We start from the raw sequence: 26,933 nt of genomic DNA, 5'->3' as shown, positions 1-26,933 counted from the left end.
AAGAACATGAACCATCAACTCAAACTGCGTGCGGCCTTGTTGTCGGTGTTGCTGCTGTTGCTTCTGCTGGGTATCTGGCAACTGGCAACGATGCCGCGTGCCTCGGCCCCCACCGCGATCAGCGCCAAGGATGCCGAATACGCAGCCCTCATGGGGCAGGCCCCGTCTGCCGCCGGAGATACGTCGGCGAAGGTCGACGGCTTTCCTACGCCCGGGCAGTTCCTGCATATCGCGGCACGGCACCTGAGCGATCCTTTCTACGATCATGGCCCCAACGACAAGGGCATCGGCATCCAGTTGGCGCATTCCCTGCTGCGCGTGGCACTCGGGTATCTGCTGGCCATGCTGGTCGCTATTCCGCTGGGCTTTGCCATCGGCATGTCCCCACTTCTGTATCGAGCCATCGACCCTTTCATCCAGGTGCTAAAGCCCATCTCGCCGCTGGCCTGGATGCCCATTGCGCTCTACACCATCAAGGATTCTTCGGTCTCGGGCATCTTCGTCATCTTCATCTGCTCGGTATGGCCGATGCTCATCAATACCGCCTTCGGCGTAGCCGGTGTACGCCGTGACTGGCTCAACGTGGCACGTACCCTGGAAGTCTCACCGCTACGCAAGGCCTTTTTGGTGATCCTGCCGGCTGCCGCTCCCACCATCATCACCGGCATGCGCATCTCCATGGGGATCGCCTGGCTGGTCATCGTTGCCGCCGAGATGCTCATCGGCGGCAACGGGGTCGGCTATTTCCTGTGGAACGAATGGAACAACCTCTCGCTGTCGAACGTGATCTTTGCCGTCCTCGTCATTGGCGTCGTCGGCATGCTGCTCGACATCCTCTTCGCCGCCCTGCAAAAGAAGGTGACCTATGCTGAATGATCGCACCCGGGATACTTCCCGGTCCCCCTCCGGCCGACCCTTCGTCCAGGTCGACGGCCTGTCCAAGCAGTACCGGTCCGACCTGCCGCCGGTATTCAATCAGGTACAGTTCGGCATCGAGCGTGGCGAGTTCATCTGCATCATCGGCCACTCCGGATGCGGCAAGAGCACCATCCTGAATGTGTTGGCCGGGCTGGAGGCGGCCACCACCGGCACCGTCATCATGGACAACCGCGAGGTGGCCGGACCTGGCCTGGATAGGGGTGTCGTGTTCCAGAGCCACGCCCTGTTGCCCTGGCTGAGCGTGGAAGAGAACATCGCCTTCGCAGTGCGTTCGCGCTACGCCGACTGGAGCCGCGACAAGGTGGCGGCCCACGCTGCGCGTTTCATCGAGATGGTCGGCCTGTCGGCCGCAGCCAAAAAGAAGCCTGCCGAGCTTTCCGGCGGCATGAAGCAGCGCGTCGGCATTGCCCGTGCCTTCGCCATCGAGCCCAAGATGCTGCTCATGGATGAGCCCTTCGGCGCGCTTGACGCCCTCACGCGCGGCGTCATCCAGGACGAGTTGCTCAACATCTGCGAGGCGACGCAACAGACCGTCTTCATGATCACCCACGACGTGGACGAAGCCATCCTGCTGGCCGATCGCATCTTCCTGATGAGTAACGGCCCCAGGGCGCGTATCGCCGAGATCGTGATCAACACACTCTCGCCGCAGCGCACCCGGGCCACCATTCATCGTGATCCCCAGTTCTACCGGATACGCAACCACCTCGTCGATTTCCTGGTGCACCGATCCAGGACATTCCAGATGTCGGGCGAAGTGGCCGAGCTGGCCGTCACGCGCATCGTACGGCCCGGCCTGGAGTCCGACGCCGTGCCTGACATCTCCTCTGTGCTGGATATACGCGCTTCGGCGTGAGTCCGCGCACCGCTTTTTTTCAACCCGTCAATTCGGAGCTATCAAATGATTTCCAGTCGTGAAGAAGTAACCAAGATGATCCTTTCTGCCAAGGTAATGAAGGGCATCAAGTGGAGTCAGGTCACCGCGGCTACCGGCCTTTCCAAGGAATGGAGCACGGCGGCCTGCCTGGGCCAGATGACCCTCGACAAGAGCCAGGCGGAAGCCGTCGGCCGGCTCTTCGACCTGAGTGACGAAGCCGTCGCGTGGTTGCAGATCGTTCCGTACAAGGGCTCCCTGCCTACGGCCGTGCCGACCGATCCGCTCATCTATCGCTGGTACGAGATGGTCAATGTCTATGGCACCACCATCAAGGAGCTGATCCACGAGGAGTTTGGCGACGGCATCATGAGTGCCATCGATTTCAAGATGGATATCCAGCGCCAGGCCGATCCGAATGGCGATCGCGTCAATGTACTGCTTTCCGGGAAGTACTTGCCGTACAAGACCTATTGAAATTGAAGGGCCGGGGCCGGTAAAGGACATGACCGCGCTGACGACGCGGCGTGTATTTGCTTGAGGACCTGGCGTTCAGGGCCAATGAGATGACACCACGGATAGAACCTTTCTTCGATGCCACCACCGGGACCTTCAGCTATGTCATCCACGAAGAGGGTGGCGTAGCATGCGCCATCATCGATTCAGTGCTCGGCTACGATCAACGCTCCGGCCGCATCTCTGCTGCCGGCGCCGATCAGATCGCTGACTACGTCAGGCAAGGCGGCTTGCAGGTGCAATGGCATCTGGAGACCCATGTGCATGCCGATCACCTCTCTGCTGCCGCCTACCTGCGGCAGTCCCTGGGCGGGAAGATTGCCATGAGTGCTCGCATCGCCGATGTCAGGCAGACGTTTTCGCACGCTTTCGATCTGGCGCCGGCATCCTTGCAGGCGACGGACTTTGATCACCTCTTCGAGGATGGGGAGCGTTTTCTGATCGGACGGCTGAACGCCGAGGTCATATCTGTGCCAGGTCATACGCCAGCCGACCTGGCCTACCGCATTGGCGAGCAGGCCGTTTTCGTGGGCGATACCCTGTTTATGCCCGACATCGGTTCGGCGCGGTGTGATTTCCCTGGAGGAGACGCGCAGCTACTGTATCGCTCGGTACGCAAGCTGCTGGCACTGCCACCGCAGACTGTGCTTTACATGTGCCATGACTATCCGCCTGATGGACGTGCGCCGGTCTGGCATACCACCGTGCAGGAGCAGCGCGAACGCAATATCCACCTGCGTGATGGTGTCGAACTGGCCGACTTTGTGCGCATGCGAACCCGGCGCGATGCCACGTTGTCCCTCCCGCAATTGATCATCCCCGCGCTGCAGGTCAATATGCATGCCGGCGAGCTACCGGCTGCAGGCGACAACGGCATCCGTTACCTGAAGATTCCGCTTAACACTTTCTGAACTGCTACTTATGAATGCCCGATTCGAGGGGGTGTGCTACGCCCCGGCCAACGTATTGTCGATCCGCAGCCGGCTGGATTTCAAGAAAACCCATGGCCTGCTGATCTCATTGCTGCGTGATCGCGGCCTCACGCTCTTTGCTGATATCGACCAGCAAGCCGCTGCTGCGCACAAGGGCCTGTCCTTGCGTCCCACCCGCGTACTGTTGTTCGGCAATCCAGCGCTGGGAACACCCATCATGCTCAGTAACCCGCGTGCTGCACTGGAATTGCCATTGAAAGCGGTGATCTGGGAAACCGCCGATGGTCGCACCTACCTTGATTATGCCGATCCCAGTGAGGCATTGCGAGCCGACTACGAAATCAGCGATGCCCTGCTGGCGCCTCTGATGGCGGTGCGCAAGCTGCTGTGCGCATTCTCCGATATCCAGTAAGAGCTAACCGGGGCGATCACACAGACCGGGCAGCTGGCCGATCGATGACCACATGCGACGGTCCCGCCCTTTCACGCAAAGGTAGAGATGAGATTAAGATTCCAGACCCAATTGATGCTGGTGGTGCTTTCGGTGGCGCTGGCCTCCACCCTTGTAATCGGAGCAGTTGCAGCTTTCCAGGTCGACTCGGCCGAGAGTGGCAAGGCATTGCAAGGGGCGGGCCAGCAACAGGAAATGCTGGTGGAAGCGGCGCGCAGCGCGATGGCGCAGATTGCCTCTGATGCCCGCTTTGTGGTGATGACCCCGCCTTTCCAGGGCGCACTCAGGGCATTGGCCAACGAGGGTATCGATCCCGCCGATCAGAGCACCCAGGCCCAGTGGGCGGCGCGCGGTGAGACCAATCTGCGTGGGTTGATGCGGGTGCGCCCGGCTTACGACAGCGCCATCTTCATGGCTTCCGACGGACGCGTGCTTTTCGCCGCCGCCCGTGATGCCGGGACCAAGGTGGCTGCTCCCCCGGCACCGGCGATACGACAACAGTTCCTCAGTGCCGATGACGTGCGCTTCTATGGTCGACTACAAGACGGACAGGTCGATGCGGCAGTACCGGTCATCAGAGACGGCAAGCATCTGGGTACGTTGGTGCTGAGTATGAAGTCGTCGGTGATCCTGCGCCCCACCACGGATGTGAGCGCAGCGCTCTATGATGGCGCAGGTGCCGCAGTGGCGCGCATGGGCGTCACTACCGCAAACGTGCAGCATCCTGCCGGTGGTGCCGCTTCCTATCTGCATGTGGGCGCCGATCTGGGGCGCTTCCAGGCCGCCAGCCGTTTTGATCACACAGGACCCGCCGGCAAGGGATGGTGGCTGGTGTCGGATCTGCCGCATCCGCCTCCTTCGCAGGCCTTGAACGAGTTGCTACTATGGCTGATCTGCAGCACCGTGGTCATCGTCGTACTGGCATTTGCCGTCACCCGTATCGTCATGGGGCGGTTGGTGCAACGCTTCCTGGGGGCCGAACCCGAGGCCTTGGCGGCAATCGCAGAAGCCGTCGCCAATGGTGACCTGAGCCAGGCAGGGCAGGTCGGGAAGATTACCAACGGAAGCGTTCTGTTCTCGCTGTTTGCCATGCGGAGCCAACTGGCGACCATCGTGCAGCGGTTGCGTGGCATGGCCAACGACATTGACCATGTTTCGCAAGAGATTGCCAATGGCAATGACGAACTGTCGCGTCGTACTGAGCTCACCGCCGAGCGGCTGCAACAGACTGCCGCAGCCATGGAGCAGGTGACCGTCGCCGTGAGTCAAAGTACCCAGGCTGCATCGCGGGCGCACTCGCTGGTGTCCGCTGCCAGTGGCGTGGCGCAGCAAGGCGGTACCGTGGTGGGGGAAGTGGTTCATACCATGGACGCCATCAATCAGAGTTCCAAGCAGATCGCAGAGATCATTGGACTCATTGACGGTATTGCTTTCCAGACCAATATCCTCGCACTCAACGCCGCAGTGGAGGCCGCGCGGGCCGGTGAGCAGGGGCGCGGGTTTGCAGTGGTGGCATCCGAAGTGCGTTCGCTGGCACGTCGTTCCGCCGATGCTGCCAAGGAGATCAAGGTACTCATCGTCAATTCGGTCGACATGATCGAAAACGGCGCCCGGCTGGCGCAGAACGCCGGATCGACCATGACCGAGATCGTGGCCGAGGTACGGCGCGTGAGCGAGATCACAGAAGAAATCCTGCGTTCCTCGCGCGAGCAGGACATGGCCATTGCCGATATCAGCCAGGCGGTCCAGGAGATCGATCACTCGACCCAGCAGAACGTGGCCCTGGTGGAAGAGTCCTCAGCCACATCCATCTCCCTCAAGCAACAGTCGCAGCAGCTGGCCGGCGCGGTGGCGGGTTTCGTGCTGGAGGCCAACGCCGAGCTGCGGAGTTTGCCATTGATCGGATAGCCAGGTAAGGGGACGTGGGTAGTCCCTTTCAGGAAGGTGGATTGCCATCATGGCAATCTACTTTCCTCTTTTTCATCTGTATCGGCCCTTAGTGCCATCACAGCGTAGGAGTCATTCCATGAGCGCCAGGCATACGTCGGTAGAACACTTCGAGCGGGATGTACTGCATAGCGGCAGACCGGTCCTGGTCGGCTTCTGGGCGCCGTGGTGTGCGCCATGTCGCAGCATTGCGCCGAATCTGGACGCCATTGCGGGGGAGCATCAGGAAAAACTGGTGGTCTACAAGGTCGACGTCGATCAATGCCCTGCTCTCGCACAACGTTATGGCGTCACGGCGATTCCTGAGTTGAAGGTGTTCGTCGAAGGCAACGTGGTCAAGTCCTTCGGCGGCGCCATGTCAAAACGCTCGCTGGAGGTACAACTGGCGTCCTGGCTCTGGTAGGACGCTGCGCCCAGGTTGACGCTGCCACTTCAGGCGGGCGTCCATTACCTGAAAATACCTGTCTTGCCAAACTGGAAATTAAACCATTTCTTGCGCCCAGCTTCCAAGTTGTATGACTTCCGGGAGCGGCTATAGTCGGTCCCGACAATAGGTCATCGGCCAGTAGTGCCCGGACCCGGAACCGACATACGACAACGACAGCGCAAGATGAAAAACAACGCGATGGACTACCTGCCGCGCATGGTGATCTTTTCCCGGGTGGTGGAGCTGGGCGCCTTTTCCAAGGCGGCCCGCGAGCTGGGGCTGACCTCGTCTTCGGTGAGCCAGCACATCAGTGCGCTGGAGGCCATCCTCGGTACCACCCTGCTGCATCGGACCACTCGCAAGCTCAGCCTGACCGAGGCGGGGCAAGCCTTCTACGCCAATTGCGCGCGCATCGTGGCCCTGGCGGACGAGGCCAGGCTCAATACCGAGAGCCTGCACAATGAACTGGTCGGGGAGTTGCGTATCGCTGCTTCCAGCTTCATGGCTTCCGAGTACCTGGTGCCGGCCCTGGAGAGTTTCATCCACGAGCATCCCCGGCTGCGCATCCACATCGACGTCAATGACCATAACGTCGATCTCATGGACAAGAGCGTGGATCTGGCGTTGCGCGTAGGCAAGGCGCCCGGCGCCGAGGATGTCTACCTCACGCAGCTGGAGGCGGTCCTGTGCGCCGCACCTTCCTATCTCCAGGCGCGCGCACCGATCAGGACGCCCGAAGACCTGATGCACCAGCAATTCCTCTTCTTCACGCCGCACGGCACCAGCGTGGAAGTCGCCCTGCGCGATCGCGGCGGGCAGTGCATGCAGATGCGCCTGACACCGCACATTACGGCCAATCATGCGCGCTCGCTGCGACGTCTGGCCTTGCAAGGCCATGGCGTGGCGCGCCTGCTGCGCAGCAAGGTGCAGGAGGATCTCGATGCCGGGCGGCTGGTGGTGGTGCTGCCGGATTGGTCACTGGAAAGTTACAGTGCCTTCCTCACCACCAAGCACCGGGCGCCTGTCCCGCAGAAGATCCTCGCCTGCATCGAGCAGATCCGCGCCTATTTCAGGCGGCGCCATCCGGCCGATGCCGGCAAGTCCGGCCCTGGCTGACCTGCCGCGTCATTGGTCGCCTGTGTAGACGCCGCGGCGTCCGATACCGCCAGCATGGCCTGGAGTGAACCGATGGCCAGGCCGTGGCTCCTGAGCCAGTCCTGGCCGCTGCGTTCGACGATGGTGTCGGTCTGGCCAGCGGCAGACAGATCGATGATCTCGTGTTCCAGCACTTCCATCGTGCTGGTGGTGCTGAAGGCCTTGACCACCGGGCGTGTCAGGTCTCGGCGATTCTGGCGGATCACCAGTCCCGTGCGCCCCGATTGCAGGGTGACGATGGAGCCCAGCGGGTAGATACCCAGCGTCTTGACGAAGGCCAGGAAAATGGTGCGGTCGAAATGTCCCTGCCACGAGGCCATGCGCGAGAGCGATTCGGCCGGGTCCCAGGCGCTCTTGTAGGGACGATGCGAGGTCACCGCGTCATACACATCGCAGACTGCGGCCATGCGCGCATACAGGCTGATCCGCGGGCCCTGCCGACGATCGGGATAGCCGGAGCCATCGATCTTCTCGTGGTGATGCAGGCAGACATCGAGCACGTCATCCGGTATGCCCACCAGACCGCTCAGGTAGGCGTGGCCCAGCGCCGGGTGACGCTGGATGGTCTTGTATTCCTGGTCGGTCAGGCGATCGGGTTTGTTGAGCAGCTCGAGCGGAATGAAGGCCTTGCCGATGTCGTGCAGGTAGCCCGCCAGGCCGGCCTGGCGGCAGGCCGTGTCGTCCAGGCCCAGCGTGCGTGCCAGGGCCACCATCATGGTGCAGACCGCGATCGAGTGCAGGTAGGTGTACTCGTCAGCGCGTTTCAGACGGATGATGCCCAGCAAGGCATCGCCGTGGTGGGCCACCGAGACGGCGATCTGTTCCACCAGTTCCTTGCATTTCTGCACGTCGAGTGACTTGCCCAGGCGCGCCTGGTTGAAGACCTCCTGCGTGATCTGCCTTGCCTTTTCGTAGAGCTGCAAGGCATCGGCCAGGTCCGGATCGATACCGGCTTCCTCGGGCGGGGCTGCGCTGGCGGGTGTCTGCGCGCAGGGCTCCTGTGAGGTAGGTTCGGGCGGCGGTTGGCAGCCTTTCTCGGTGTCGATCCAGCAATACTCCTGCCCGGTCTGCTGCGCCAGATGCACTTCGCCAGCAGTGCGGATCAGGAAACTGGCGCGCCAGAAGGGGGAGGTGATCCATGCACCGTCAAAACCTGAGAAATACATTCCGGGGCTGAGCTGCTTGACATGGATTTTCTTCAGGTGGGTCATCGATTGGCTGCGGGTGATGAAAAGCGGTGGGGCGGTGAGGGGCCGGCAGGCCGGGTAAGCCGGGCTGCCGGAACCTCTGCAGGCAGCGACCGGACGATTACTTGCGGGCCGGCAAGTGAGCCGTGCGAGGCGCCAATGTATTACATCCCGGGAAAATTGATTAGAGGTCCATCACTAAAGAGTGTGCTCAATGATTTGGCCCAATCCCTGCGGACCGCTGCCAGAGCCGCACTGCGCCGCAATTGTTAAGCTGTGTTAATGAGTTCCTTCGTAAAACGACGGCTAATCAAATCGCCTCGCTTGTAATACATTAGGCCTGCCGTTTCCCGTCGGTGCCGTGTCGGGGGGCACGGCGGGCGCAAGCCCGCGCCGGCGCCGTGCAGTCATGGAGGGGTTTTCCGGCTGCACGTAGAACAGGTCAAAGGAAAGGAACGATGCCGACAATCGCAGGATGCACCGTGACTTTGACTTGCGGGACGGTCGTCAATGGACAGGTCAGGCATCTGCTCGGCATCGTGATCGACATTGGCATGTTTTTTTCATCGCTGCCCGGCTGCAATACGCCGTTTGCATGAGAAAAAAGCGGGCATACCTCAGAAATTATCGTTTTATTCCTTCCCTGCGCTGCCGTTACCATGAGGCTATCTCATTGTCCCATGGTCAAAGGCAAGCAAATGACGACTTCCGCGCAAGACAGCAACCTCTACCAACTCCTGCTTTCCCATTACGGTGATCAAGCCATTGTCGAGCGCCAGTTCGTGCGGCTGGAGGTCCCGGTATCCACCCTGAAGCCAGCCGGGCAGGAGGTGTCGCGCCTGGAGCTGGCGCAGGCACTGAACATGCTGCTCTTCGAACAATTGCTGCAGCAGGTCGCGAGCGGCCGCGACTATGTGGACGACGCCGAGCGCGACGGTGTGAAGATCTGTTTCGACCACGGTGCCGTGCGCACCGTACGGCGTGGTCGCGACAGCGGCTTCCCCGATGGCGAAACCCTGTTCACCAAGGTCTTGCTGCCGCTGGGTTACCAGCAGAGCGGAACCTATCCGCTGGCCCGCATCAAGATGACCGGCCGTGTCTATACCCACGTCGATGACGCCGAGAACATCGCCCAGTTCTTTGTCAGCGAACTGCATCCCGAGCAGTTCTCGCCGCAGTTCCAGCAGACCGTAGAGGCAGTGCTGGCCAGCTCGCGCAACCCGCTCTCCGATGAGGTGCTGGCGCTGCTGGCGCAGCTGGAAGCGCAGGGCAAGCTGGCCCTGGACCAGGCCAAGCGCCTGCTTCCCGCCATGCTGGCCTGCTTCGCCCGTCACCATGACCTGCCCACCGTGGCGCAATACGAAACCCTCAAGGCCGAGTCCGCCGAGATGGCCTGGATCTCCACCGAAGGCAATGCCTTCAACCACGCCACCGACCGCGTGGGCGACGTGGTCGCCACGGCCGAGCGCCAGCGCCAGCTGGGTCGGCCGATCAAGGATCAGGTCGAGGTCTCGCGCAATGGCCGCGTGCGCCAGACCGCCTTCCGCGCCGTCAAGGTCGATTACCAGATGCAAGGCGACGATGGTCAGCCGGTTGCCATGACGGTGCCCGGTTCCTTCTACGAATTCATCTCGCGCGACCACTACCTGGACGAGGCCGGCCAGCGCAAGCTGGACCTGAGCTTCGACAGCGGCAACGCCCAGGGCATCTTCAAGATGACCGCAGCGGTACCGGCCGGCGACGAGGCAGGCAGTGTCTGCTGAGCGGGCGCTGCAGCAGCTGCAGTCGCTGCTGGGCAGCAGCGGCCTGATCACTGCCGCCGCCGAACGTACGCCCTATGAACATGGCCCGCGCTATGGCGCCGGCCAGGCCCTGTGCGTGGCGCGTCCCGCCGATGTGGCCCAGGCCGCCGAACTGATGCGCCTGTGTGCCGCCGAGGGTGTGCGGTTGATACCGCAGGGTGCCAATACCGGGCTGGTCGGCGCGGCTTCCCCGGATGATTCCGGCCTGCAGGTGATCCTCAGCATGGAGCGCATCCGCGGCGTGATCGATATCGATCCCGTCGATGGCGTGATCCAGGCCTGGGCCGGTACCCGGCTGTCGGACCTGAACCAGGCGCTGGCGCCGCATGGGCTGTGCTTTCCCATCGATCTCGGCGCGGACCCGTCGGTGGGCGGCATGCTGGCCGCCAATACCGGTGGCGCACGCCTGATCCGCTACGGCGATGTGCGCCACAACACGCTGGGCCTGCAGGCCCTGCTGATGCAGCCCCCCGGTGAACTGCTGGAAATGGGCAATCGCCTGCACAAGAACAATACCGGCCCCGACTGGAAGCAACTCTTCATCGGTACCGCCGGCAGCTATGGCATCGTCACCCAGGCGGTGTTGCGCGCCCATCCGCTGCCGCGCCAGCGTGCCACGGCACTGGTGGTGCCTGCGTCGCTGGAGGCCGGTCTGCGCCTGCTGCAGGATGCCCAGGCGCAGTTCGCCGATTTCCTGACTGCCTTCGAAGGCATTTCCCGCAATGCGCTGGCCTCGGTGCTGCGCCATCTGCCACAGGTCGCCGCACCTTTCGATCCGTTGCCGGACTATGCCTTGCTGGTCGAAGTCAGTTCATCGGCTGAAGCAGGCGAGCACTTCGATCTGGACAAGCTCTTCATGGCCTGGCTGGAGCGCCATTTCGACGACGCCATCGTCGATGCCGTGGTCGACAAGCCCGATACCCTCTGGCGCCTGCGCCACGCCATCAGCGACAGCGTCAAGCAGGAGGGCAAGATCGTGGCCTTCGATATCTCGGTCTCGCGCTCGCGCCTGCCGGCCTTCCGTGCCGAGGCGCTGGCGCTGGTGGAGCGGGATTTCGCGGGTGCCGACGTGTATGACTTCGGTCACTGGGGTGACGGTGGCGTGCACTTCAACCTGGCCATCGCCCCCGCCGCACAGCCGCAATTCCCGGCTGAACGTATCGAGGCCCTGCGCACCGCCCTGTATGACCTGGTGGTGCAGCGCTACCAGGGCAGCTTCAGTGCGGAGCATGGCATCGGGCCATTCAACCAGCACTACTACCAGCGCTACACTCAGCCCGCACAACGCGCGCTGGCGGCGCGGGTGCAGCCGGTGTTCGATCCGGACTGCCTGCTGGGCAATACGCGTTTTGCATGAGACCGTCCCGCCCGGCGGCGCTGCAGCCAGCGCTGCTGCCACTGGCATGAGCGGGGCCGGTCACGCTGGAGGGGAGGGGGCGGCTTTTGCTATAGTGCGGGGTCATTTACCCAGCGGAACCCGTCCCATGCGCCGTTTCATCCCGTCAACGTCATGCCTGATCGCCTTTGATACCTCGGCGCGGCACATGTCGTTTACCAAGGCGGCCAACGAGTTGCACATGACGCAGGGGGCGGTGAGCCGGCAGGTGGCGATCCTGGAGGACTACCTCAACGTCAAGCTCTTCGAGCGCATCAATCGCCGACTCATCCTCACCGAGGCCGGGCGCGACTACGCGGCCCAGGTCTCCACCATCCTCAAGCAGATCGAGATGGCGACCTTCCAGGTGATGACCTACAACAGCCTGGCCAGCGTGCTGAACCTGGCCATCCTGCCGACCTTCGGCGTGAAGTGGCTGATCCCGCGCCTGGCCAAGTTTTCCGCCGCCCATCCCGATGTGCTGCTCAACCTCAGTACCGAGGTCTTGCCCTTCGATTTCAGTACCCGCCAGGTGGATGCCGCCATCCACTTCGGCGAACCCGACTGGCCCGATACGGTGATGGTGCGCCTGATGGGCGAAGAGGTGGTGCCGGTGTGCAGCAAGGCCTTGAGCGAGCGCATCCATGCGGTCGAAGACCTGGCCAACGTCACCCTGCTGCAGCACACCACCCGCCCGCAGGCCTGGCAGGACTGGTTCCGCCATGTTGGCGTGGACTGCCCCAATGCCTTGTCGGGGCCGCGCTTCGAGCAACTGGCGATGGTCATCCAGGCGGCTGTCGCCGGCATGGGCGTGGCCTTGATGCCCAAGTTCATGGTCGAGACCGAGATCAGCCTGGGCCAGTTGCATGTGCCGTTCCCCTTCGCGGTCAAGAGTCCGCAATCCTATTACCTCGTCTATCCCGAGAAGAACGCCGGCAAGGCCGCCATCCTGAAATTCCGCGAATGGCTGCTGGGCGAAGCCCAGGGCGGTTGAGTCCTGAGGCCGGTACGGCCCTGCATTGCTTCGGTGCGCATGGCTGCGGGCCATTTGATCTCCAGGCTGACTAAAACTCATGGCCGACGGTCGCAAGGCCTGAGCCGGGAGAGAGGACGCCCAGGTTGCGCAGGGCGTCCGGGCAGGGCTGGCCGGGTTCTGGTCGGCAGGGCGCTATCCCTCTATCAGAAAGGCTCTCGGCGTAAATGCCCGTGATGCGCCGCACCATCCTCGCGCATCCTCGTGGATTCTCGTGTGCCACGACGGTGCATTCCAAAAACTCATGATGTCGTGAAATTTTTTGGTTTTAAGAATTGTCCTCGCTGTCCTTATACTCCACCGTTCCAGACCCATCCCACTCCACTTTTCAAGGGAATTCCATGTCTTCTCCACGCATCTTCTCCACTCTGGGTGCTGACCTCGCGGCCTATGCCGGCAACGATCTGGTGATCCGTTCGCCGCGTGACGGCGAGGTCATCGCGCAACTCAAGGCGCAGACGCCAGCCGACGCCGAGGCCGCCATCGCCGGCGCGCACAAGGCCTTCCTGGCCTGGCGCGAAATACCGGCCCCGGTGCGTGGCGAACTGGTGCGCGTGCTGGGTGAAGTGCTGCGCGAGCACCGCGAGGAACTGGGCGCACTGGTGACCCAGGAGGCGGGCAAGATCCTCTCCGAAGGACTGGGCGAGGTGCAGGAAATGATCGATATCTGCGACTTCGCCGTGGGCCTGTCGCGCCAGCTGCATGGCCTGACCATCGCCTCCGAGCGTCCCGGTCACCGCATGATGGAAACCTGGCATCCGCTGGGGGTGGTGGGCGTGATCACCGCCTTCAACTTCCCGGTCGCGGTGTGGGCCTGGAATGCCGCGCTGGCCCTGGTCGCCGGCAATGCCGTGGTGTGGAAGCCGTCGGAAAAGACGCCCGTCACCGCGCTGGCGGTACAGGCCATCTTCGAGAAGGCGGTCGCGCGCTTTTCGGCGCAGCGTCCCAACCTGGTTCCGGCCGGCCTGTGCCCCTTGCTGATCGGCGGCGCCGACCTGGGCGAGAGCCTGTCGCGTTCGGCGCTGGTGCCGCTGGTGAGCGCCACCGGCAGCGTGCGCATGGGCCGCAAGGTCGCCACCGTGGTGGCCGAGCGCCTGGGTCGCAGCCTGCTGGAACTGGGCGGCAACAATGCCATGATCGTCGCGCCCTCGGCCGACCTCAACCTGGCGCTGCGCGCCATCACTTTCTCCGCCGTGGGCACGGCCGGACAGCGTTGCACCAGCCTGCGCCGCCTGTTTGTCCACAGCAGCATCCATGACCAGGTGGTGGCGCAGATCAAGCGTATCTACGCCAGCGTCAAGGTCGGCGACCCGCTGCAGGGTGACACCCTGGTCGGCCCGCTGATCGACAAGGGCGCCTTCGATGCCATGCAGGCTGCGTTGCAGCAGGCGCGCGCCCAGGGTGGCGAAGTCACCGGCGGCGAACGTGTGACGGTGATGGGCGAGCAATCCTGGTACGTGCGTCCGGCCGTGGTGGCCATGCCCGGCCAGACCGCCATCATGCATCACGAGACCTTCGCGCCCATCCTCTACATCGTCAAGTACGAAGAGCTGGCCGACGCCATCGCGCTCAACAACGCCGTGCCGCAGGGCCTGTCCTCGGCCATCTTCACCAACGACATGCGCGAGGCCGAACTGTTCGTCTCCGCAGTCGGTAGCGACTGCGGCCTGGCCAACGTCAACATCGGCACCAGCGGTGCCGAGATCGGTGGCGCCTTCGGTGGCGAGAAGGAAACCGGCGGCGGCCGCGAATCGGGCTCGGACGCCTGGAAGAACTACATGCGTCGTGCCACCAATACCATCAACTACAGCAAGACCCTGCCGCTGGCGCAGGGCGTGAAGTTCGATATCGACTGAGTCACCGGCGGCCGCCCTCCACGGCGGCCCGCGCAGGGCCTGTAGCGATAGCAGCAATATCAGCAACAGTAGTAACAGCGACAGCAGCAACCACGCCGGCCCGGAAAGGGACCGGCGCGGCATCCCACGTACCCACACCCGCGCAAGCGGGACCCACATCGGCAAACCGGCAAGGAGTGCAGTAATGAAGATGAAGACCCTGGCAGTGACCTGTGCAATCGGCGCGACCCTGATGGCCGCCTCCGGCGCGCAGGCGCAAAGCAAGACCATTTACGTCGGCATGAACGGCGGCACGATGGAAAAGAACTACACCGCCTCGATCTTCCCGGACTTCGAGAAGGCCAACAACGTCAAGGTGGTGGTGGTGCCCGGCACTTCCTCGGACATCATCGCCAAGATGCAGGCACAGCGCGACAAGCCGCAGATGCACGTGGCCTTCCTGGACGACGGCATCATGTACCGTGCCATCAACATGAGCCTGTGCGAAAAGGTCAAGGACGCCGCCGTGCTCAAGGATGTCTACCCCTTCGCACGCCTGGCCAATGACCAGGCCGTGGCCATCGAGATGGGCGTGCTGGGCATCGGCTACAACAAGAAGCTGTTCGCCGAAAAGGGCTGGCCGGCACCGACCTCGTGGATGGACTTCGCCGATCCCAAGTACAAGCAGAAGGTGGTGTTCCAGTCCATCTCTGCCAGCACCTTCGGCCTGTATGGCTTCATGATGTTCAACCGTCTGGTGGGCGGCACCGACAAGAACGTCGACCCCGGCTTCAAGAAGTGGGGCAGCACGGTCGGCCCGAACGTGGTCGAATACCTGTCCAGCTCGGCCAAGATTTCCGAGATGGTGCAGACCAACGAAGCAGCGATCTTCCCGCTGACCGTGACCGGCATTGCCAACCTGAAGGACAAGGGCATCCCCGCCGAATTCGCCACACCCAAGGAAGGTGGCGTGCTGCTGATGACCGGCGCCTGCCCCATCAAGGGCAACAGCGAGCCGGAACTGGCGCAGAAGCTGCTGGAATACCTGCTGACCCCGGCCGTGCAGGCCAAGAGCATGGCGCTGGCCAATTCCATTCCGGTCAACCGCAACGTGCCGCTGTCGGAAGCTGCTCAAGCCAAGCTGGGCAAGAGCGAGGTGCTGACCAAGAACCTCAATACCGTCGATTGGGATGTGGTCAACGAAAAGCGTTCCGAATGGAACAACCGCTGGAACCGCATGATCGAGCAGTGATCGGCTGACGCGACGGGGCTCCGCCTGGAGCCCCCGCTGGCCTGTTCTCTTCTTTGCTGCTCTTTTCTCTTTGGGCTGCAGCTACAGCCACCGTAGAAGCTTTATTCATATTCCTGAAGAACCACGCGGCGCCGCGCATCCCGCACATCCCGCGCTGGCCGCGCTCGTCCTTTTTTCTTCACATTTTGCTGCGCACATCATGACAGCCGCCTACCGCTTCAATCCCGCCTTCGAGACGCCGCAGGGTTCGCCTATCCGCGAGTTGTTCAAGTACACCCAGCAGCCCGGCATGATTTCCTTTGCCGGTGGCTATCCGGCACCGTCCCTGTTCGATGCCGCCGGACTTGCGCGCAGTGCTGCCACCTTGCTCGATAGTGCCGCTGCGGCCTGCCTGCAATATGGTGCTACCGAAGGCACGGCGGTGTTGACGCAGACGCTGAAGCAGCTCACCAGCGAGCGCATCGGCGGCGCCGATCCGGGCGAGCTGATCGTGACCACCGGCTCCCAGCAGGGTTTCGAACTGCTGCTGCGCATCCTGCTGCAGGCAGGTGACTGCGTGGCCATCGAACGTCCCTGCTATCCGGCCGCGATCCAGGCCTTGCGACTGGCGCATGCCGACCTGCTGGAAATTCCTGGCGACGCCCAGGGGATGGACACCGATGCCCTGGAAGCCGCGCTGCAGGCCGGCGCCCGGCCGAAGATGCTGTATCTGGTGCCGACCTTCGCCAATCCCACCGGTGCCACCTTGCCGCTGGCGCGCCGGCGGCATCTGCTGTCACTGGCGGTGCGCTACCAGTTCATCGTGGTGGAAGACGATCCCTACGGAGAACTCCGTTTCTCCGGCCAGGCAGAACCGCCGCTGCTGCAGGTGGCGCAGGAGATCGACGGCGCCAGCGACTGGCTGGTCTATCTGTCCAGCCTGTCCAAGACGGTGGCACCGGGTCTGCGCATTGGCTGGATGTGCGGCCCGGCGGAAATCCTGCGCCGCGCCGTCATCGCCAAGCAGACCGGCGACCTGTGCACCGCGCCGTGGATGCAGATGGTCGCGGCCCGTTACCTGCAGGCCGGTTGCCTGCAGGCGCATCTGCCCACCATCATCGCCACCTATCGCGAACGTTGCCGGATCATGCTGGCCTCGCTGAAGGAGGCGTTCGGTGACAGCCTGCACCTGATCGCGCCGGAAGGCGGCATGTTCATCTGGGCCAGCTGGAAGGATGGCACCGATGCCACGGCCCTGCTGCAGCAGGCGGTCAGGCACAACGTGATGTATGTACCGGGCTCGGCCTTCTACGCCAGCGCGGCGGACGCCGGACACTGGCGCTTGTCGTTCGCCAATGCCCAGCCCGAGGACATCGTGGAGGGCGTAGCGCGACTGAAGAAGGCGCAGCAGGAATGGAAGGCGGCGAAATCCGCTGCTTAGCTGGCACAGATCAATTCATCGGCAATGAGCGGACCAGCCCGGGCGGTCGCGTGACTATACTGGCGCCACGATGGTCGCCACGGTGATGCCGCGCGGCCATCCTGCTTTTCCACTCCAGGGATGACGCGATGTTTGCCAGAATCAAAGCTACTTTCAACTACTTCAACGAGGCCGTGCCGTTCCGGCTGGTCCCCGCCCTGATCACCACGGCCGTGCTGATCCTGCTGTTGCTGCTGCCTTGTCCGCAGGGTCTTGCGCCCAAGGCCTGGGCGCTGGTGGCGATCTTCCTCACCACCATCGTGGCCATCATTCTCAAGGTCATGCCCATCGGCGTGATGGCGATGATGGCCATCGTCATCGTCTCGCTCTCGCAGGTCACCTCGACCTCTTCCAAGGGTGCCATTGCGGATGCGTTGGCCAGCTTTTCCAATCCGCTGATCTGGCTCATCGTGGTGGCGATCCTGATCTCGCGTGGCCTGAAGAAGACCGGGCTGGGACGGCGCGTGGGCCTGATGTTCATCGCCCTGCTGGGCCGGCGCACGATTGGCATCGGCTACGGGCTGGCCATCTGCGAACTGGTGCTGGCGCCCTTCACCCCCAGCAATACTGCGCGTGGCGGCGGCATCGTCCACCCCATCATGAAGTCGATCGCCAATGCCTTTGACTCCGACCCGGCCAAGGGCACGCAGAACAAGGTCGGCAGCTACCTGGCCCTGGTCAACTATCACGCCAATCCGATCACCTCGGCCATGTTCCTTACCGCCACCGCGCCCAATCCGCTGGTGGTCAACTACGTCGCCAAGGCGACCGGCCAGGCGCTGCAACTGTCCTGGACCACCTGGGCGCTGTGCATGCTGCTGCCCGGTCTGGTGTGCCTGCTGATCATGCCCATGGTGATCTACCTGGTCTCGCCGCCGGAGTTGAAGTCCACGCCCAATGCGGTGGACTACGCCCGCGGCGAACTGGACAAGATGGGCCGCCTGGGCGCCAGTGAAAAGGTCATGCTGGGGACCTTCGCCCTGTTGCTGCTGCTGTGGGCCAATGTGCCGGCCATGCTGCTGGGTGCGGCCTTCACGCTGGACCCGACGGTGGTGGCCTTTGTCGGCCTGTTCGTGCTGATCATCACCGGCACCATCGACTGGGATGATGTGCTTTCCGAAAAGAGCGCCTGGGACACCCTGGTCTGGTTCGGTGCGCTGGTGATGCTGGCCGAGCAGTTGAACAAGACCGGCGTGGTGGCCTGGTTCTCGGAGGGCATGAAGGCGGCCATCGTCGCCAGCGGCATGGGCTGGTTCGCGGTCGCGGCGGTGTTGCTGCTGGTGTTCGTGCTGTCGCACTATTTCTTTGCCAGTACCACCGCCCACATCAGCGCCATGCTGCTGGCCTTCCTGATGGTGGGAGCGCAACTGCTGCCGCAGGAGTACGTGCTGCCCTTCATGCTGATGATGACCGCCGGCTCGGCCATCATGATGACGCTGACCCACTACGCCACCGGCACCTCGCCCATCATCTTCGGTAGCGGCTACGTCTCCATGGGCAAGTGGTGGGGCGTGGGGCTGGTGATGGCGGTGGTGGAACTACTGGTGTTCGCGACCGTCGGGACGGCGTGGTGGAAGGTGTTGGGGTATTGGTAGGATAGCGGCATGCCGGCATTTGGCAGTGGCAGCCCTGGGAAGAACCCTCCGCCTGAATCTGGAGAGGGCCCATGAAAATGGCGACGCACTGATGTGTGTCGCCATTTTCCTGTCTGCCACGTATGTGGCTACTTCAGGTCCAGCACGATGCGACCATCGATCTTGCCTTCTTCCATGCGGGCGAAGATGGCATTGATGTTATCCAGCTTGTCCCAGGTGAAGTGCGCCGCGACCTTGCCTTCGGCGGCGAAGACCAGTGACTCTTCCAGATCCTGGCGCGTGCCGACGATGGAGCCCCGCACGGTGATGCGCTTTAACACCGTATTGAACACCGGCAGGCTGATGTCGCCCGGTGGCAGGCCGACCAGGGCCATGGTGCCGCGTGCGCGCAGGAAGCCGAAGGCCTGTTCCATCGCCTTGGGCGAGACCGCCGTCACCAGCGCACCATGGGCGCCGCCGATGATGCGCTGGACGTCGGCCACGGCATTGATATCGCGGCCATCGACGGTGAGGTCCGCGCCCAGCTTCTTGGCCAGCGCCAGCTTGTCTTCGTGGATATCGGCGGCAACCACGTGCATGCCCATGGCCTTGGCGTATTGCACCGCCATGTGGCCCAGGCCGCCGATGCCGGAGATCACCACCCATTCACCGGGGCGCACCTCGGTTTCCTTCAAGCCCTTGTAGACGGTCACGCCCGCGCACAGCACCGGAGCGGCCGGGCCAAACTCCAGGCCGGCCGGCAGGTGGCCGACGAAATCGGGATCGGCCAGGCCATATTGCGCGAAGCTGCCATTGACGGAGTAGCCGGTGTTCTGCTGTTCGGCGCACAGGGTTTCCCAGCCGGTGCGGCAGGGTGAGCAGCAGCCGCAGGCCGTGTGTAGCCAGGGCACGCCGACGCGGTCACCTTCCTTGACGCGCTTGACGCCCGCGCCCAGCGCGGCGACATAGCCGGTACCTTCGTGGCCGGGGATGAAGGGTGGGGTGGGCTTGACGGGCCAGTCGCCATGGGCGGCGTGCAGGTCGGTGTGGCAGACGCCGCTGGCCTCGAACTTGACCAGGATCTGGCCTGGGCCGGGTGTGGGAACGGGGACTTCCTCGATGGACAGGGGCTTGCCGAATTCGCGGACGACGGCCGCTTTCATCATTTGCGTCATATGCACTCCTCGGGGGGATCAACGGGATGCGAGGGCAGGGTGATGACCGTTTTGCTGCGTTGGCCAACTGTTGTGCCTGCCTGCATAGCCCACTATCCTCCGCGCGCACAGGGACGACAATCAATGATTGGACATGGGTTGATCCATGTCGCTCATCGTTGAAAAACTTGGACATTCATTCAAGAAATACGCAGGACGGGCGGTGCGCAGGCCCTGCTCCCATGACCCTCCCCAGGGCAGGGTGTTTGCTATTTCGCGATCACCACTTCCACATCGGTCTCGGCCAGCAACTTGGCCAGTTCCGGCGGTGGAGAGGCATCGGTGAAGAGCACATCGATCTGCGACAGGTGCGCCATCTTCACCAGCGCCTGCCGGCCGAACTTGCTGGCGTCGGCCACCAGCCAGACCTGGCGTGACTGTTCGATGATGGTCTGGGCCACCTTGACCTCGCGGGCGTCGAAGTCGCGCAGCACGCCGTCCATCTCGATACTGGAAATGCCGATGATGCCGATGTCCACCTTGAACTGGCGGATGAAATCGATGGTCGCCTCGCCGACGATGCCACGGTCACGGGCGCGCACCACGCCGCCTGCGATGATCACTTCCAGTTCGGGATTGCTGGCCAGTGAATTGGCCACGTTCAGGTTGTTGGTCACCACGTGCAGGTTACGATGCTGTTGCAGGGCGCGCGCAACCTCTTCCGTGGTGGTGCCCAGGTTCAGGATCAGGGAGCAGCCGTCGGGCACGCGGGCAGCCACGGTACGACCGATGCGGCGCTTGGCTTCGGCATGCAGGACCTGGCGCTCCGGATAGGCGATGTTCTCGGTCGAGGACAGCAGGCCGACGCCGCCGTGGTAGCGCGCCAGCAGGCTGGCATCGACCATCGCCTTGACGTCGCGGCGCACGGTCTGGGTGGTCACGCCCAGCTGTTGAGCCAACTCTTCGACCGAGATCGTGCCGTGCTTGCGCACGCATTCCAGCAGCGTCTGTTGCCTGGGATTGAGCATGGTTTGCTTGAAAAAGGATGAACGGTTGCGATCAGAGATGAACATTAAAAAACATAAACGAACTTAAAACAACAAATAATTGTTGATTTACGTTCGGGATGTCGCTTATCTTACTGGGCATTGCCAACTCGCGGGAAATGGGTGGGTTGGGTGCGGCGAACGAAGCAAAAAGCGAACAAGCGGAAAGTGGAGAACAGGCCAATGGCGCTCGAATACGATCTCTTGGTGGTAGGCGGTGGCATCAACGGTGCAGGCATTGCACGTGATGCGGCCGGCCGCGGGCTGCGGGTGCTGCTGTGCGAACAGCATGACCTGGCCCAGCACACCTCTTCGGCCAGCACCAAGCTCATCCATGGCGGCCTGCGTTATCTCGAATACTACGAATTCAAGCTCGTGCGCAAGGCGCTCCAGGAGCGCGAAGTGCTGCTGCGCTCGGCGCCGCACATCATCTGGCCCCTGCGTTTCGTCATGCCGCACGATGCCAACCAGCGTCCGGCCTGGATGATCCGCGCCGGCCTGTTTATGTATGACTACCTGGCCAAGCGCGAGATATTGCCGGCTTCCGAGGGTGCCAACCTGACCCGCCACGTCGCCGGCCAACCCCTGAAGGGCGACTATCGTCGTGGCTTCGTCTATTCCGATGGCTGGGTCGACGATGCGCGCCTGGTGGTCCTGAATGCGATGGACGCGCAGGAACGCGGCGCCCGTATCCTCACCCGTACCAAGTGCATCAGCGCCCGCCGCGAGGGCGATGCCTGGCATGCCGTGCTGGAACATCAGCATGCCAATGGCGTGCAACAGGAAGAAGTGCGCGCCCGCGCCATCGTCAACGCTGCAGGCCCGTGGGCCGCACGCTTCGCGCAGGCGGTGCCGCAGGCCAGGACCGGGCGCAGCCTGCGCCTGATCAAGGGCAGCCACATCGTGGTCAAGCGCCTGTTCGACCATCCCTACGCCTACATCTTCCAGAACCCCGACAAGCGCATCATCTTCGCCATTCCCTACCAGGAAGAATTCACCCTCATCGGTACCACCGACCTTGAATACCACGGCGATGCCGGCAAGGTCGAGATCGATGCCGAGGAGATCGATTACCTCTGCGAGATGGCCAACCGCTACTTCAAGCGCCAGATCGGCCGTGAAGACGTGGTCTGGACCTATTCCGGTGTGCGCCCGTTGCTGGACGACAGCGCCGAGAATGCCTCGGCCATCACCCGCGACTACCTGCTCGAATGCGACGACGCCGGTGCGCCCATGTTGAATGTCTGGGGCGGCAAGATCACCACCTATCGCAAGCTGGCCGAAGAGGCGCTGGCCATGCTGGCGCCGCATCTGGGCGCCTCCAGTCAGCCGTGGACGGCCGCGGCGCCCCTGCCCGGCGGCGACCTGGAGCAGCCCGGCAAGACCGTGGCGCGCTACGACTTCGATGCCTTCCTGCGCCAGTTCCAGGCACGTCATCCCTGGCTGCCGGCCGCGCTTGCGCATCGCTATGCGCGCAGCTATGGTTCGCGCGTGACCCAGATCATCGGTCAGGCCGATAGCCTGGCCGCGCTGGGCGAGGAGCTGACCCCGGGCCTGTATGAAGCCGAGGCGCGTTACCTGGTGCAACACGAATGGGCGCGCGGCGCCGACGATATCCTCTGGCGCCGCAGCAAGCTGGGCCTGCATTGCGGACCCCAGCACAGAGGACGGCTGGAGGCGTGGTTGGCGAGTCTGCCCGATCACGCCGCCAGCTGATCCCAGGTCGACGCCCACCATCAATCAAAAAAATGCAGTGAGGAGACAGCGTGACCCTGGAACTGAAACAAGTGGCCAAGACGGTCGGTGCCGAAACGCACCTCTACCCGCTTGACCTGAATCTCGCCAAAGGTGGCATCAACGTCCTGCTAGGCCCGACCCAGGCCGGCAAGACCTCGCTGATGCGCATCATCGCCGGGCTCGACAAGCCCACCGCCGGCCGCGTGCTGGTCGATGGCCAGGATGTCACTGGCGTGGGGGTGCGCGAGCGCAACCTGGCGATGGTCTACCAGCAATTCATCAACTATCCCGGCCTGACGGTGTTCGAGAACATCGCAGCACCCTTGCGCCTGCAAAAGCAGGGCGAGCAGGAAATCACCCGGCGCGTCAACGAGATCGCCGACAAGCTGCACATCGCCCATCTGCTGCAACGCCTGCCGGGCGAACTCTCCGGCGGCCAGCAGCAGCGCACTGCGCTGGCGCGCGCGCTGATCAAGCGCGCCCCGCTGGTGCTGCTGGACGAGCCGCTGGTAAACCTGGACTACAAGCTGCGCGAGGAATTGCGCAGCGAACTGATTTCGCTCTTCGCCACCGGCGACACCACCGTGGTCTATGCCACCACCGAGCCGCAGGAAGCCCTGCTGCTGGGCGGCCATACCGCGGTGATGCACGAAGGCCGGCTGCTGCAGTTCGCACCGACCCTGGAACTGTTCAATTCGCCGGCCTCCACCCAGGTAGCGGCGATCTTCAATGATCCGCCGATGAACCTGCTGGATGCCACGGCCGTGTCCTCGGCCAATGGCGTGGCCGCCGTCCGCATGAACGATGGCAGCGTGCTGGAGATTGCCGGCCGCGCGCTGACACTGGCCGAAGGCCAGCGCTGCAAGCTGGGCATCCGCTGCAACGACGTACGCCTGCAGGCGCTGGACGCACCGGGCGTGAGCCTGGGATGCAGCGTGGCCCTGGCCGAGCTGTCCGGCTCCGAGACCTACCTGCACCTGCGCCATGGCGAGGTACCGCTGGTGGCGCAGCTATCGGGCGTGCATGAAGTGGCCATCGGCAGCACGGTGCAGGTCAGCATCGCCGCCGCCAAGGCTTTCCTGTTCGACACAGAGGGTCGCCTGTTGAGCGCCCCGTTGGAGACGCACTGACATGGCCCGCATCGAATTCAAGAACCTGGGCCATGCCTACAGCGGCAATCCGGCCAGCCTCAAGGACTACGCCCTGCAACCCATGAACATGGTGTGGGAAGACGGCGGCGCCTATGCCTTGCTGGGCCCCTCCGGCTGCGGCAAGTCCACGCTGTTGAACATCATCTCGGGGCTGTTGCAGCCTTCCGAGGGGCAGGTGCTGTTCGACGGTGTCGACATGACCCGCATGGCAACCCGCGATCGCAACATCGCCCAGGTGTTCCAGTTCCCGGTGCTGTACGACACCATGAGCGTGTTCGACAACCTGGCCTTCCCGCTGCGCAACCGCAAGATGCCCGAGCGCGAAGTGCAGGCGCGTGTGCGCGAGATCGCCGAGATGCTCGATCTCACCCGCGACCTCAAGCAGCGCGCCGCCGGCCTGTCGGCCGATGCCAAGCAAAAGATTTCGCTGGGGCGCGGCCTGGTGCGCAAGGACGTGGCCGCCATCCTGTTCGACGAACCGCTGACGGTGATCGACCCCCACATGAAGTGGGAACTGCGCCAGAAACTGAAGGAAATCCACCACCAGCTGAAGCTGACCCTCATCTACGTTACGCACGATCAGGTCGAGGCATTGACCTTCGCCGACGAAGTGGTGGTCATGACTGAAGGCAAGGTGGTGCAGCAGGGCAAGCCAGAGGCACTGTTCCTGCGGCCGGACCACACCTTCGTGGGCTACTTCATCGGCAGCCCCGGCATGAACTTCTGCCCGCTCAGCATCGAAGGCGATGCCGTGCTGCTGGGCCGGCAGCAAGTTCAGGTGGACGCGGCGCAGTTGCAGGCGTTGAAGAACAGCAGTGGCGAACTGAAGCTGGGCATCCGCCCCGAATTCGTCGAATTGGCCGCGCCCGGCACGGCCGGTGCCATCAGCGCCGAGGTCACGCAGGTCCAGCATCTGGGGACCAGCCAGCTGGTGACGGCGCAGTTCGAGGGCATGAGCGTGAAGGCGCGCGTGGCGCCGGAGATGAAGATCGCTACCGGGCCGCAATGGCTGCGACTGGCCAAGCCCGAGACGATCTACTTCAGCAACGACCAGAGAATAGGACGCTAAGCTCATGAACAAGCCCTACAACAACAAGGCCTGGTTCTTCATCCTCCCGGTCTTCCTGACGGTGGCCTTCTCGGCCATCATTCCGCTGATGACGGTGGTCAACTACTCGGTGCAGGACATCATCAGCCCCGAGCAGAAGGTCTTCGTCGGCCTGGAATGGTTCAAGGACGTCATGCGCGACAGCGAGCTGCATGCGGCCCTGCTGCGCCAGCTGATCTTTTCCTTCTGCGTGCTGCTGGTGCAGATTCCGCTGGGCATCGGCCTGGCGCTGGCGATGCCGCACAAGGGCTGGAAATCCTCGGCCACGCTGGTGATCCTGGCCATGCCGCTGCTCATCCCATGGAACGTGGTCGGTACCATCTGGCAGATCTTCGGCCGCGCCGACATCGGCCTGGGTGGCTACGTGCTCAACCTGCTGGGCATCGGCTACAACTACGCCTCCAATCCGCTGGATGCCTGGCTGACCGTGCTGGTGATGGACGTGTGGCACTGGACACCGCTGGTGGCGCTGCTGGCCTTCGCCGGTCTGCGCTCGATCCCGGATGCCTACTACCAGGCCGCGCAGATCGATGGCGCCAGCCGCTGGGCAGTGTTCCGTTTCATCCAGCTGCCCAAGATGCGCGGCGTGCTGGTGATCGCGGTGCTGCTGCGCTTCATGGACAGTTTCATGATCTATACCGAGCCCTTCGTGCTCACCGGTGGTGGCCCCGGCAATTCCACCACGTTCCTGAGCCAGTACCTCACGCAGAAAGCCGTGGGCCAGTTCGACCTCGGTCCGGCCGCCGCCTTCTCGCTGATCTACTTCCTCATCATCCTGCTGTTGTCCTTCGTGCTCTACAACTGGATGCAGAGCGCCGGCAACAACGCCAATGCTTCGGGTGGCCAACATGAATAAAATCCAGGGAAAAAACCAGGACAAGACCCTCACCCGCGTGCTGGTGATGCTGGTCTACATCGCCTTCACGCTGGTCCCGCTGTACTGGCTGCTGAACACGTCGTTGAAGACCAACGAGGAAACCCTGTCGGTGTTCACCCTCTGGCCCAATGCGCCCACGCTGGACAACTACAAGGTGATCTTCACCGATCCTTCGTGGTATTCGGGTTACATCAACTCCATCATCTACGTGGCCATGAACACGGTCATGTCGCTGCTGGTGGCCTTGCCGGCAGCCTATGCCTTCTCGCGCTATCGCTTCCTGGGCGACAAGCACATGTTCTTCTGGCTGCTGACCAACCGCATGACGCCGCCGGCGGTGTTCCTGCTGCCGTTCTTCCAGCTGTATTCCACCATCGGCCTGTCCGACACCCACATCGCGGTGGCGCTGGCGCACATGCTCTTCAACGTGCCGCTGGCGGTGTGGATCCTGGAGGGCTTCATGTCCGGCGTGCCGCGTGAGATCGACGAGACCGCCTATATCGACGGCTTCTCCTTCCCGCGCTTCTTCCTGCGTATCTTCCTGCCGCTGATCAAGTCCGGCGTGGGCGTGACGGCCTTCTTCTGCTTCATGTTCAGCTGGGTGGAGCTGCTGCTGGCGCGGACCCTGACCTCGGTCAACGCCAAGCCGATCAGCGCCATCATGACTCGCACCGCCTCGGCGGCGGGCATGGACTGGGGCATCCTGGCCGCGGCCGGCGTGTTGACGATTGTTCCTGGTGCCCTGGTGATCTGGTTCGTGCGCAACCATATCGCCAAGGGCTTCGCAATGGGGAGAGTGTGATCATGGCAAATGCATTTTCGTGGATGTCGTGGACGCCACCGGTGGCGATCTTCTTCGCCTGTGTGGCACTGATGCTGGTGGGCATGACGGTGTGGGAGGTGCGTTCTCCCACGATCGAGCGCAAGGGCTTCCTGCCCATGCGCACCACCCGCGGCGATCGCCTCTTCATCGGACTGCTGGCAGCGGCCTATATCAACCTGGCCTGGGTCGGCCTGACCGACCTGGACCAGTGGTACGCAGCGGTGTTGGGTTTGCTCGCCCTGGTGCTGATCATGCGCAAGGGCTGATCGGAGCTGATGA

The 26,933-nt window shown here is 63.1% G+C and carries 25 protein-coding genes; 22 read left to right on the top strand and 3 right to left on the bottom strand.

Going from position 1 to position 26,933, the window contains the following annotated elements:
- Positions 1-6 precede the first annotated feature (6 nt).
- The 8 genes from ntrB to ACEOAC_RS20995 all read left to right on the top strand — a co-directional run bounded on the left by ntrB (position 7) and on the right by ACEOAC_RS20995 (position 7,202).
- Positions 7-876 carry a nitrate ABC transporter permease gene (gene ntrB, locus ACEOAC_RS21030; protein ID WP_413444026.1) on the top strand — a complete coding sequence of 290 codons (870 nt, stop codon included), beginning with the start codon at positions 7-9 and terminating at the stop codon, positions 874-876.
- A complete protein-coding gene (locus ACEOAC_RS21025) occupies positions 866-1,795 on the top strand; it encodes an ABC transporter ATP-binding protein (RefSeq protein ID WP_413444027.1) in 930 nt (309 codons plus the stop codon). Before ntrB ends, ACEOAC_RS21025 begins: the two co-directional genes overlap by 11 nt.
- Before the next feature lie 45 nt (positions 1,796-1,840).
- A complete protein-coding gene (gene cynS, locus ACEOAC_RS21020) occupies positions 1,841-2,290 on the top strand; it encodes a cyanase (protein WP_006464967.1) in 450 nt (149 codons plus the stop codon).
- 89 nt (positions 2,291-2,379) lie between these two features.
- Entirely contained in the window at positions 2,380-3,240 is an 861-nt protein-coding gene (locus ACEOAC_RS21015) for an MBL fold metallo-hydrolase (RefSeq protein WP_413444033.1), read from the top strand.
- A 10-nt stretch (positions 3,241-3,250) separates the two neighbouring features.
- Complete coding sequence (locus tag ACEOAC_RS21010) at positions 3,251-3,673, top strand: DUF302 domain-containing protein (protein ID WP_413444028.1); 423 nt, start codon at positions 3,251-3,253, stop codon at positions 3,671-3,673.
- Between the two features lie 87 nt (positions 3,674-3,760).
- On the top strand, positions 3,761-5,620 hold the full coding sequence (locus tag ACEOAC_RS21005) for a methyl-accepting chemotaxis protein (RefSeq protein ID WP_413444029.1): 1,860 nt from the start codon (positions 3,761-3,763) through the stop codon (positions 5,618-5,620).
- A gap of 118 nt (positions 5,621-5,738) precedes the next feature.
- On the top strand, positions 5,739-6,062 hold the full coding sequence (locus ACEOAC_RS21000; RefSeq protein ID WP_241811384.1) for a thioredoxin family protein: 324 nt from the start codon (positions 5,739-5,741) through the stop codon (positions 6,060-6,062).
- 207 nt (positions 6,063-6,269) lie between these two features.
- Entirely contained in the window at positions 6,270-7,202 is a 933-nt protein-coding gene (locus tag ACEOAC_RS20995; RefSeq protein ID WP_413444030.1) for a LysR family transcriptional regulator, read from the top strand.
- Here ACEOAC_RS20995 and ACEOAC_RS20990 read toward each other — a convergent pair.
- Positions 7,151-8,452 (bottom strand): HD-GYP domain-containing protein, encoded by a 1,302-nt coding sequence (locus ACEOAC_RS20990; protein ID WP_413444031.1) that lies wholly within the window; start codon positions 8,450-8,452, stop codon positions 7,151-7,153. The two genes, ACEOAC_RS20995 and ACEOAC_RS20990, sit on opposite strands and share 52 nt — an antisense overlap.
- 434 nt (positions 8,453-8,886) lie before the next feature.
- Between ACEOAC_RS20990 and ACEOAC_RS20985 the strand changes: the two genes are divergently transcribed.
- The 8 genes from ACEOAC_RS20985 (at position 8,887) to ACEOAC_RS20950 (ending at position 18,779) form a co-directional block, all read left to right on the top strand.
- Entirely contained in the window at positions 8,887-9,027 is a 141-nt protein-coding gene (locus ACEOAC_RS20985; RefSeq protein ID WP_161625986.1) for a hypothetical protein, read from the top strand.
- A gap of 99 nt (positions 9,028-9,126) precedes the next feature.
- A complete protein-coding gene (locus ACEOAC_RS20980; RefSeq protein ID WP_413444032.1) occupies positions 9,127-10,191 on the top strand; it encodes a DUF1338 domain-containing protein in 1,065 nt (354 codons plus the stop codon).
- Positions 10,181-11,587 (top strand): FAD-binding oxidoreductase, encoded by a 1,407-nt coding sequence (locus ACEOAC_RS20975; RefSeq protein ID WP_234295567.1) that lies wholly within the window; start codon positions 10,181-10,183, stop codon positions 11,585-11,587. The genes ACEOAC_RS20980 and ACEOAC_RS20975 overlap by 11 nt, the downstream gene beginning before the upstream one ends.
- A 127-nt stretch (positions 11,588-11,714) precedes the next feature.
- Positions 11,715-12,599, top strand: a complete 885-nt coding sequence (gene gcvA / locus ACEOAC_RS20970) for a transcriptional regulator GcvA (protein WP_039876716.1) — start codon at positions 11,715-11,717, stop codon at positions 12,597-12,599.
- 380 nt (positions 12,600-12,979) lie between these two features.
- A complete protein-coding gene (locus ACEOAC_RS20965; protein WP_413628568.1) occupies positions 12,980-14,494 on the top strand; it encodes an aldehyde dehydrogenase family protein in 1,515 nt (504 codons plus the stop codon).
- 190 nt (positions 14,495-14,684) lie between these two features.
- Positions 14,685-15,725, top strand: coding sequence for an ABC transporter substrate-binding protein (locus ACEOAC_RS20960; protein WP_370460917.1), 1,041 nt, complete (start codon positions 14,685-14,687; stop codon positions 15,723-15,725).
- Positions 15,726-15,924: 199 nt separating this feature from the next.
- Positions 15,925-17,145 carry a PLP-dependent aminotransferase family protein gene (locus ACEOAC_RS20955; RefSeq protein WP_413444230.1) on the top strand — a complete coding sequence of 407 codons (1,221 nt, stop codon included), beginning with the start codon at positions 15,925-15,927 and terminating at the stop codon, positions 17,143-17,145.
- A gap of 128 nt (positions 17,146-17,273) precedes the next feature.
- The gene (locus ACEOAC_RS20950; RefSeq protein ID WP_413444231.1) at positions 17,274-18,779 is read left to right on the top strand and encodes a DASS family sodium-coupled anion symporter; all 1,506 of its coding nucleotides are present in this window, start codon (positions 17,274-17,276) and stop codon (positions 18,777-18,779) included.
- A 128-nt stretch (positions 18,780-18,907) separates the two neighbouring features.
- Here ACEOAC_RS20950 and adhP read toward each other — a convergent pair whose 3' ends face one another.
- Both adhP and ACEOAC_RS20940 read right to left on the bottom strand, forming a co-directional pair.
- On the bottom strand, positions 18,908-19,933 hold the full coding sequence (gene adhP / locus ACEOAC_RS20945) for an alcohol dehydrogenase AdhP (protein WP_180666105.1): 1,026 nt from the start codon (positions 19,931-19,933) through the stop codon (positions 18,908-18,910).
- A gap of 248 nt (positions 19,934-20,181) precedes the next feature.
- Entirely contained in the window at positions 20,182-20,940 is a 759-nt protein-coding gene (locus tag ACEOAC_RS20940) for a DeoR/GlpR family DNA-binding transcription regulator (protein WP_241811392.1), read from the bottom strand.
- A gap of 201 nt (positions 20,941-21,141) precedes the next feature.
- On the opposite strand from ACEOAC_RS20940, the gene glpD reads away from it, so the two are divergent.
- From glpD to ACEOAC_RS20910, 6 genes are read left to right on the top strand one after another with little or no spacing between them, the layout of a single operon-like run.
- Positions 21,142-22,674: a glycerol-3-phosphate dehydrogenase gene (gene glpD / locus ACEOAC_RS20935; RefSeq protein ID WP_006464949.1), complete on the top strand. Its 1,533-nt coding sequence runs from the start codon at positions 21,142-21,144 to the stop codon at positions 22,672-22,674.
- Between the two features lie 50 nt (positions 22,675-22,724).
- Positions 22,725-23,825, top strand: a complete 1,101-nt coding sequence (locus ACEOAC_RS20930; protein ID WP_182993952.1) for an ABC transporter ATP-binding protein — start codon at positions 22,725-22,727, stop codon at positions 23,823-23,825.
- Position 23,826: 1 nt separating this feature from the next.
- Entirely contained in the window at positions 23,827-24,915 is a 1,089-nt protein-coding gene (locus tag ACEOAC_RS20925) for an ABC transporter ATP-binding protein (RefSeq protein ID WP_324874751.1), read from the top strand.
- Between the two features lie 4 nt (positions 24,916-24,919).
- Positions 24,920-25,810 carry a carbohydrate ABC transporter permease gene (locus tag ACEOAC_RS20920; RefSeq protein WP_006464946.1) on the top strand — a complete coding sequence of 297 codons (891 nt, stop codon included), beginning with the start codon at positions 24,920-24,922 and terminating at the stop codon, positions 25,808-25,810.
- Entirely contained in the window at positions 25,803-26,633 is an 831-nt protein-coding gene (locus ACEOAC_RS20915) for a carbohydrate ABC transporter permease (protein ID WP_006464945.1), read from the top strand. The genes ACEOAC_RS20920 and ACEOAC_RS20915 overlap by 8 nt, the downstream gene beginning before the upstream one ends.
- Before the next feature lie 2 nt (positions 26,634-26,635).
- The gene (locus ACEOAC_RS20910) at positions 26,636-26,920 is read left to right on the top strand and encodes a DUF2160 domain-containing protein (protein WP_039876711.1); all 285 of its coding nucleotides are present in this window, start codon (positions 26,636-26,638) and stop codon (positions 26,918-26,920) included.
- The last annotated feature ends 13 nt before the right edge of the window (positions 26,921-26,933 follow it).

Origin of the sequence: Herbaspirillum frisingense, assembly GCF_047325095.1 — a bacterium.
Classification (GTDB): domain Bacteria; phylum Pseudomonadota; class Gammaproteobacteria; order Burkholderiales; family Burkholderiaceae_D; genus Herbaspirillum; species Herbaspirillum frisingense.
Note: the sequence above shows the minus strand (reverse complement) of the source record. Positions and strands in the feature narration are given on the sequence as shown.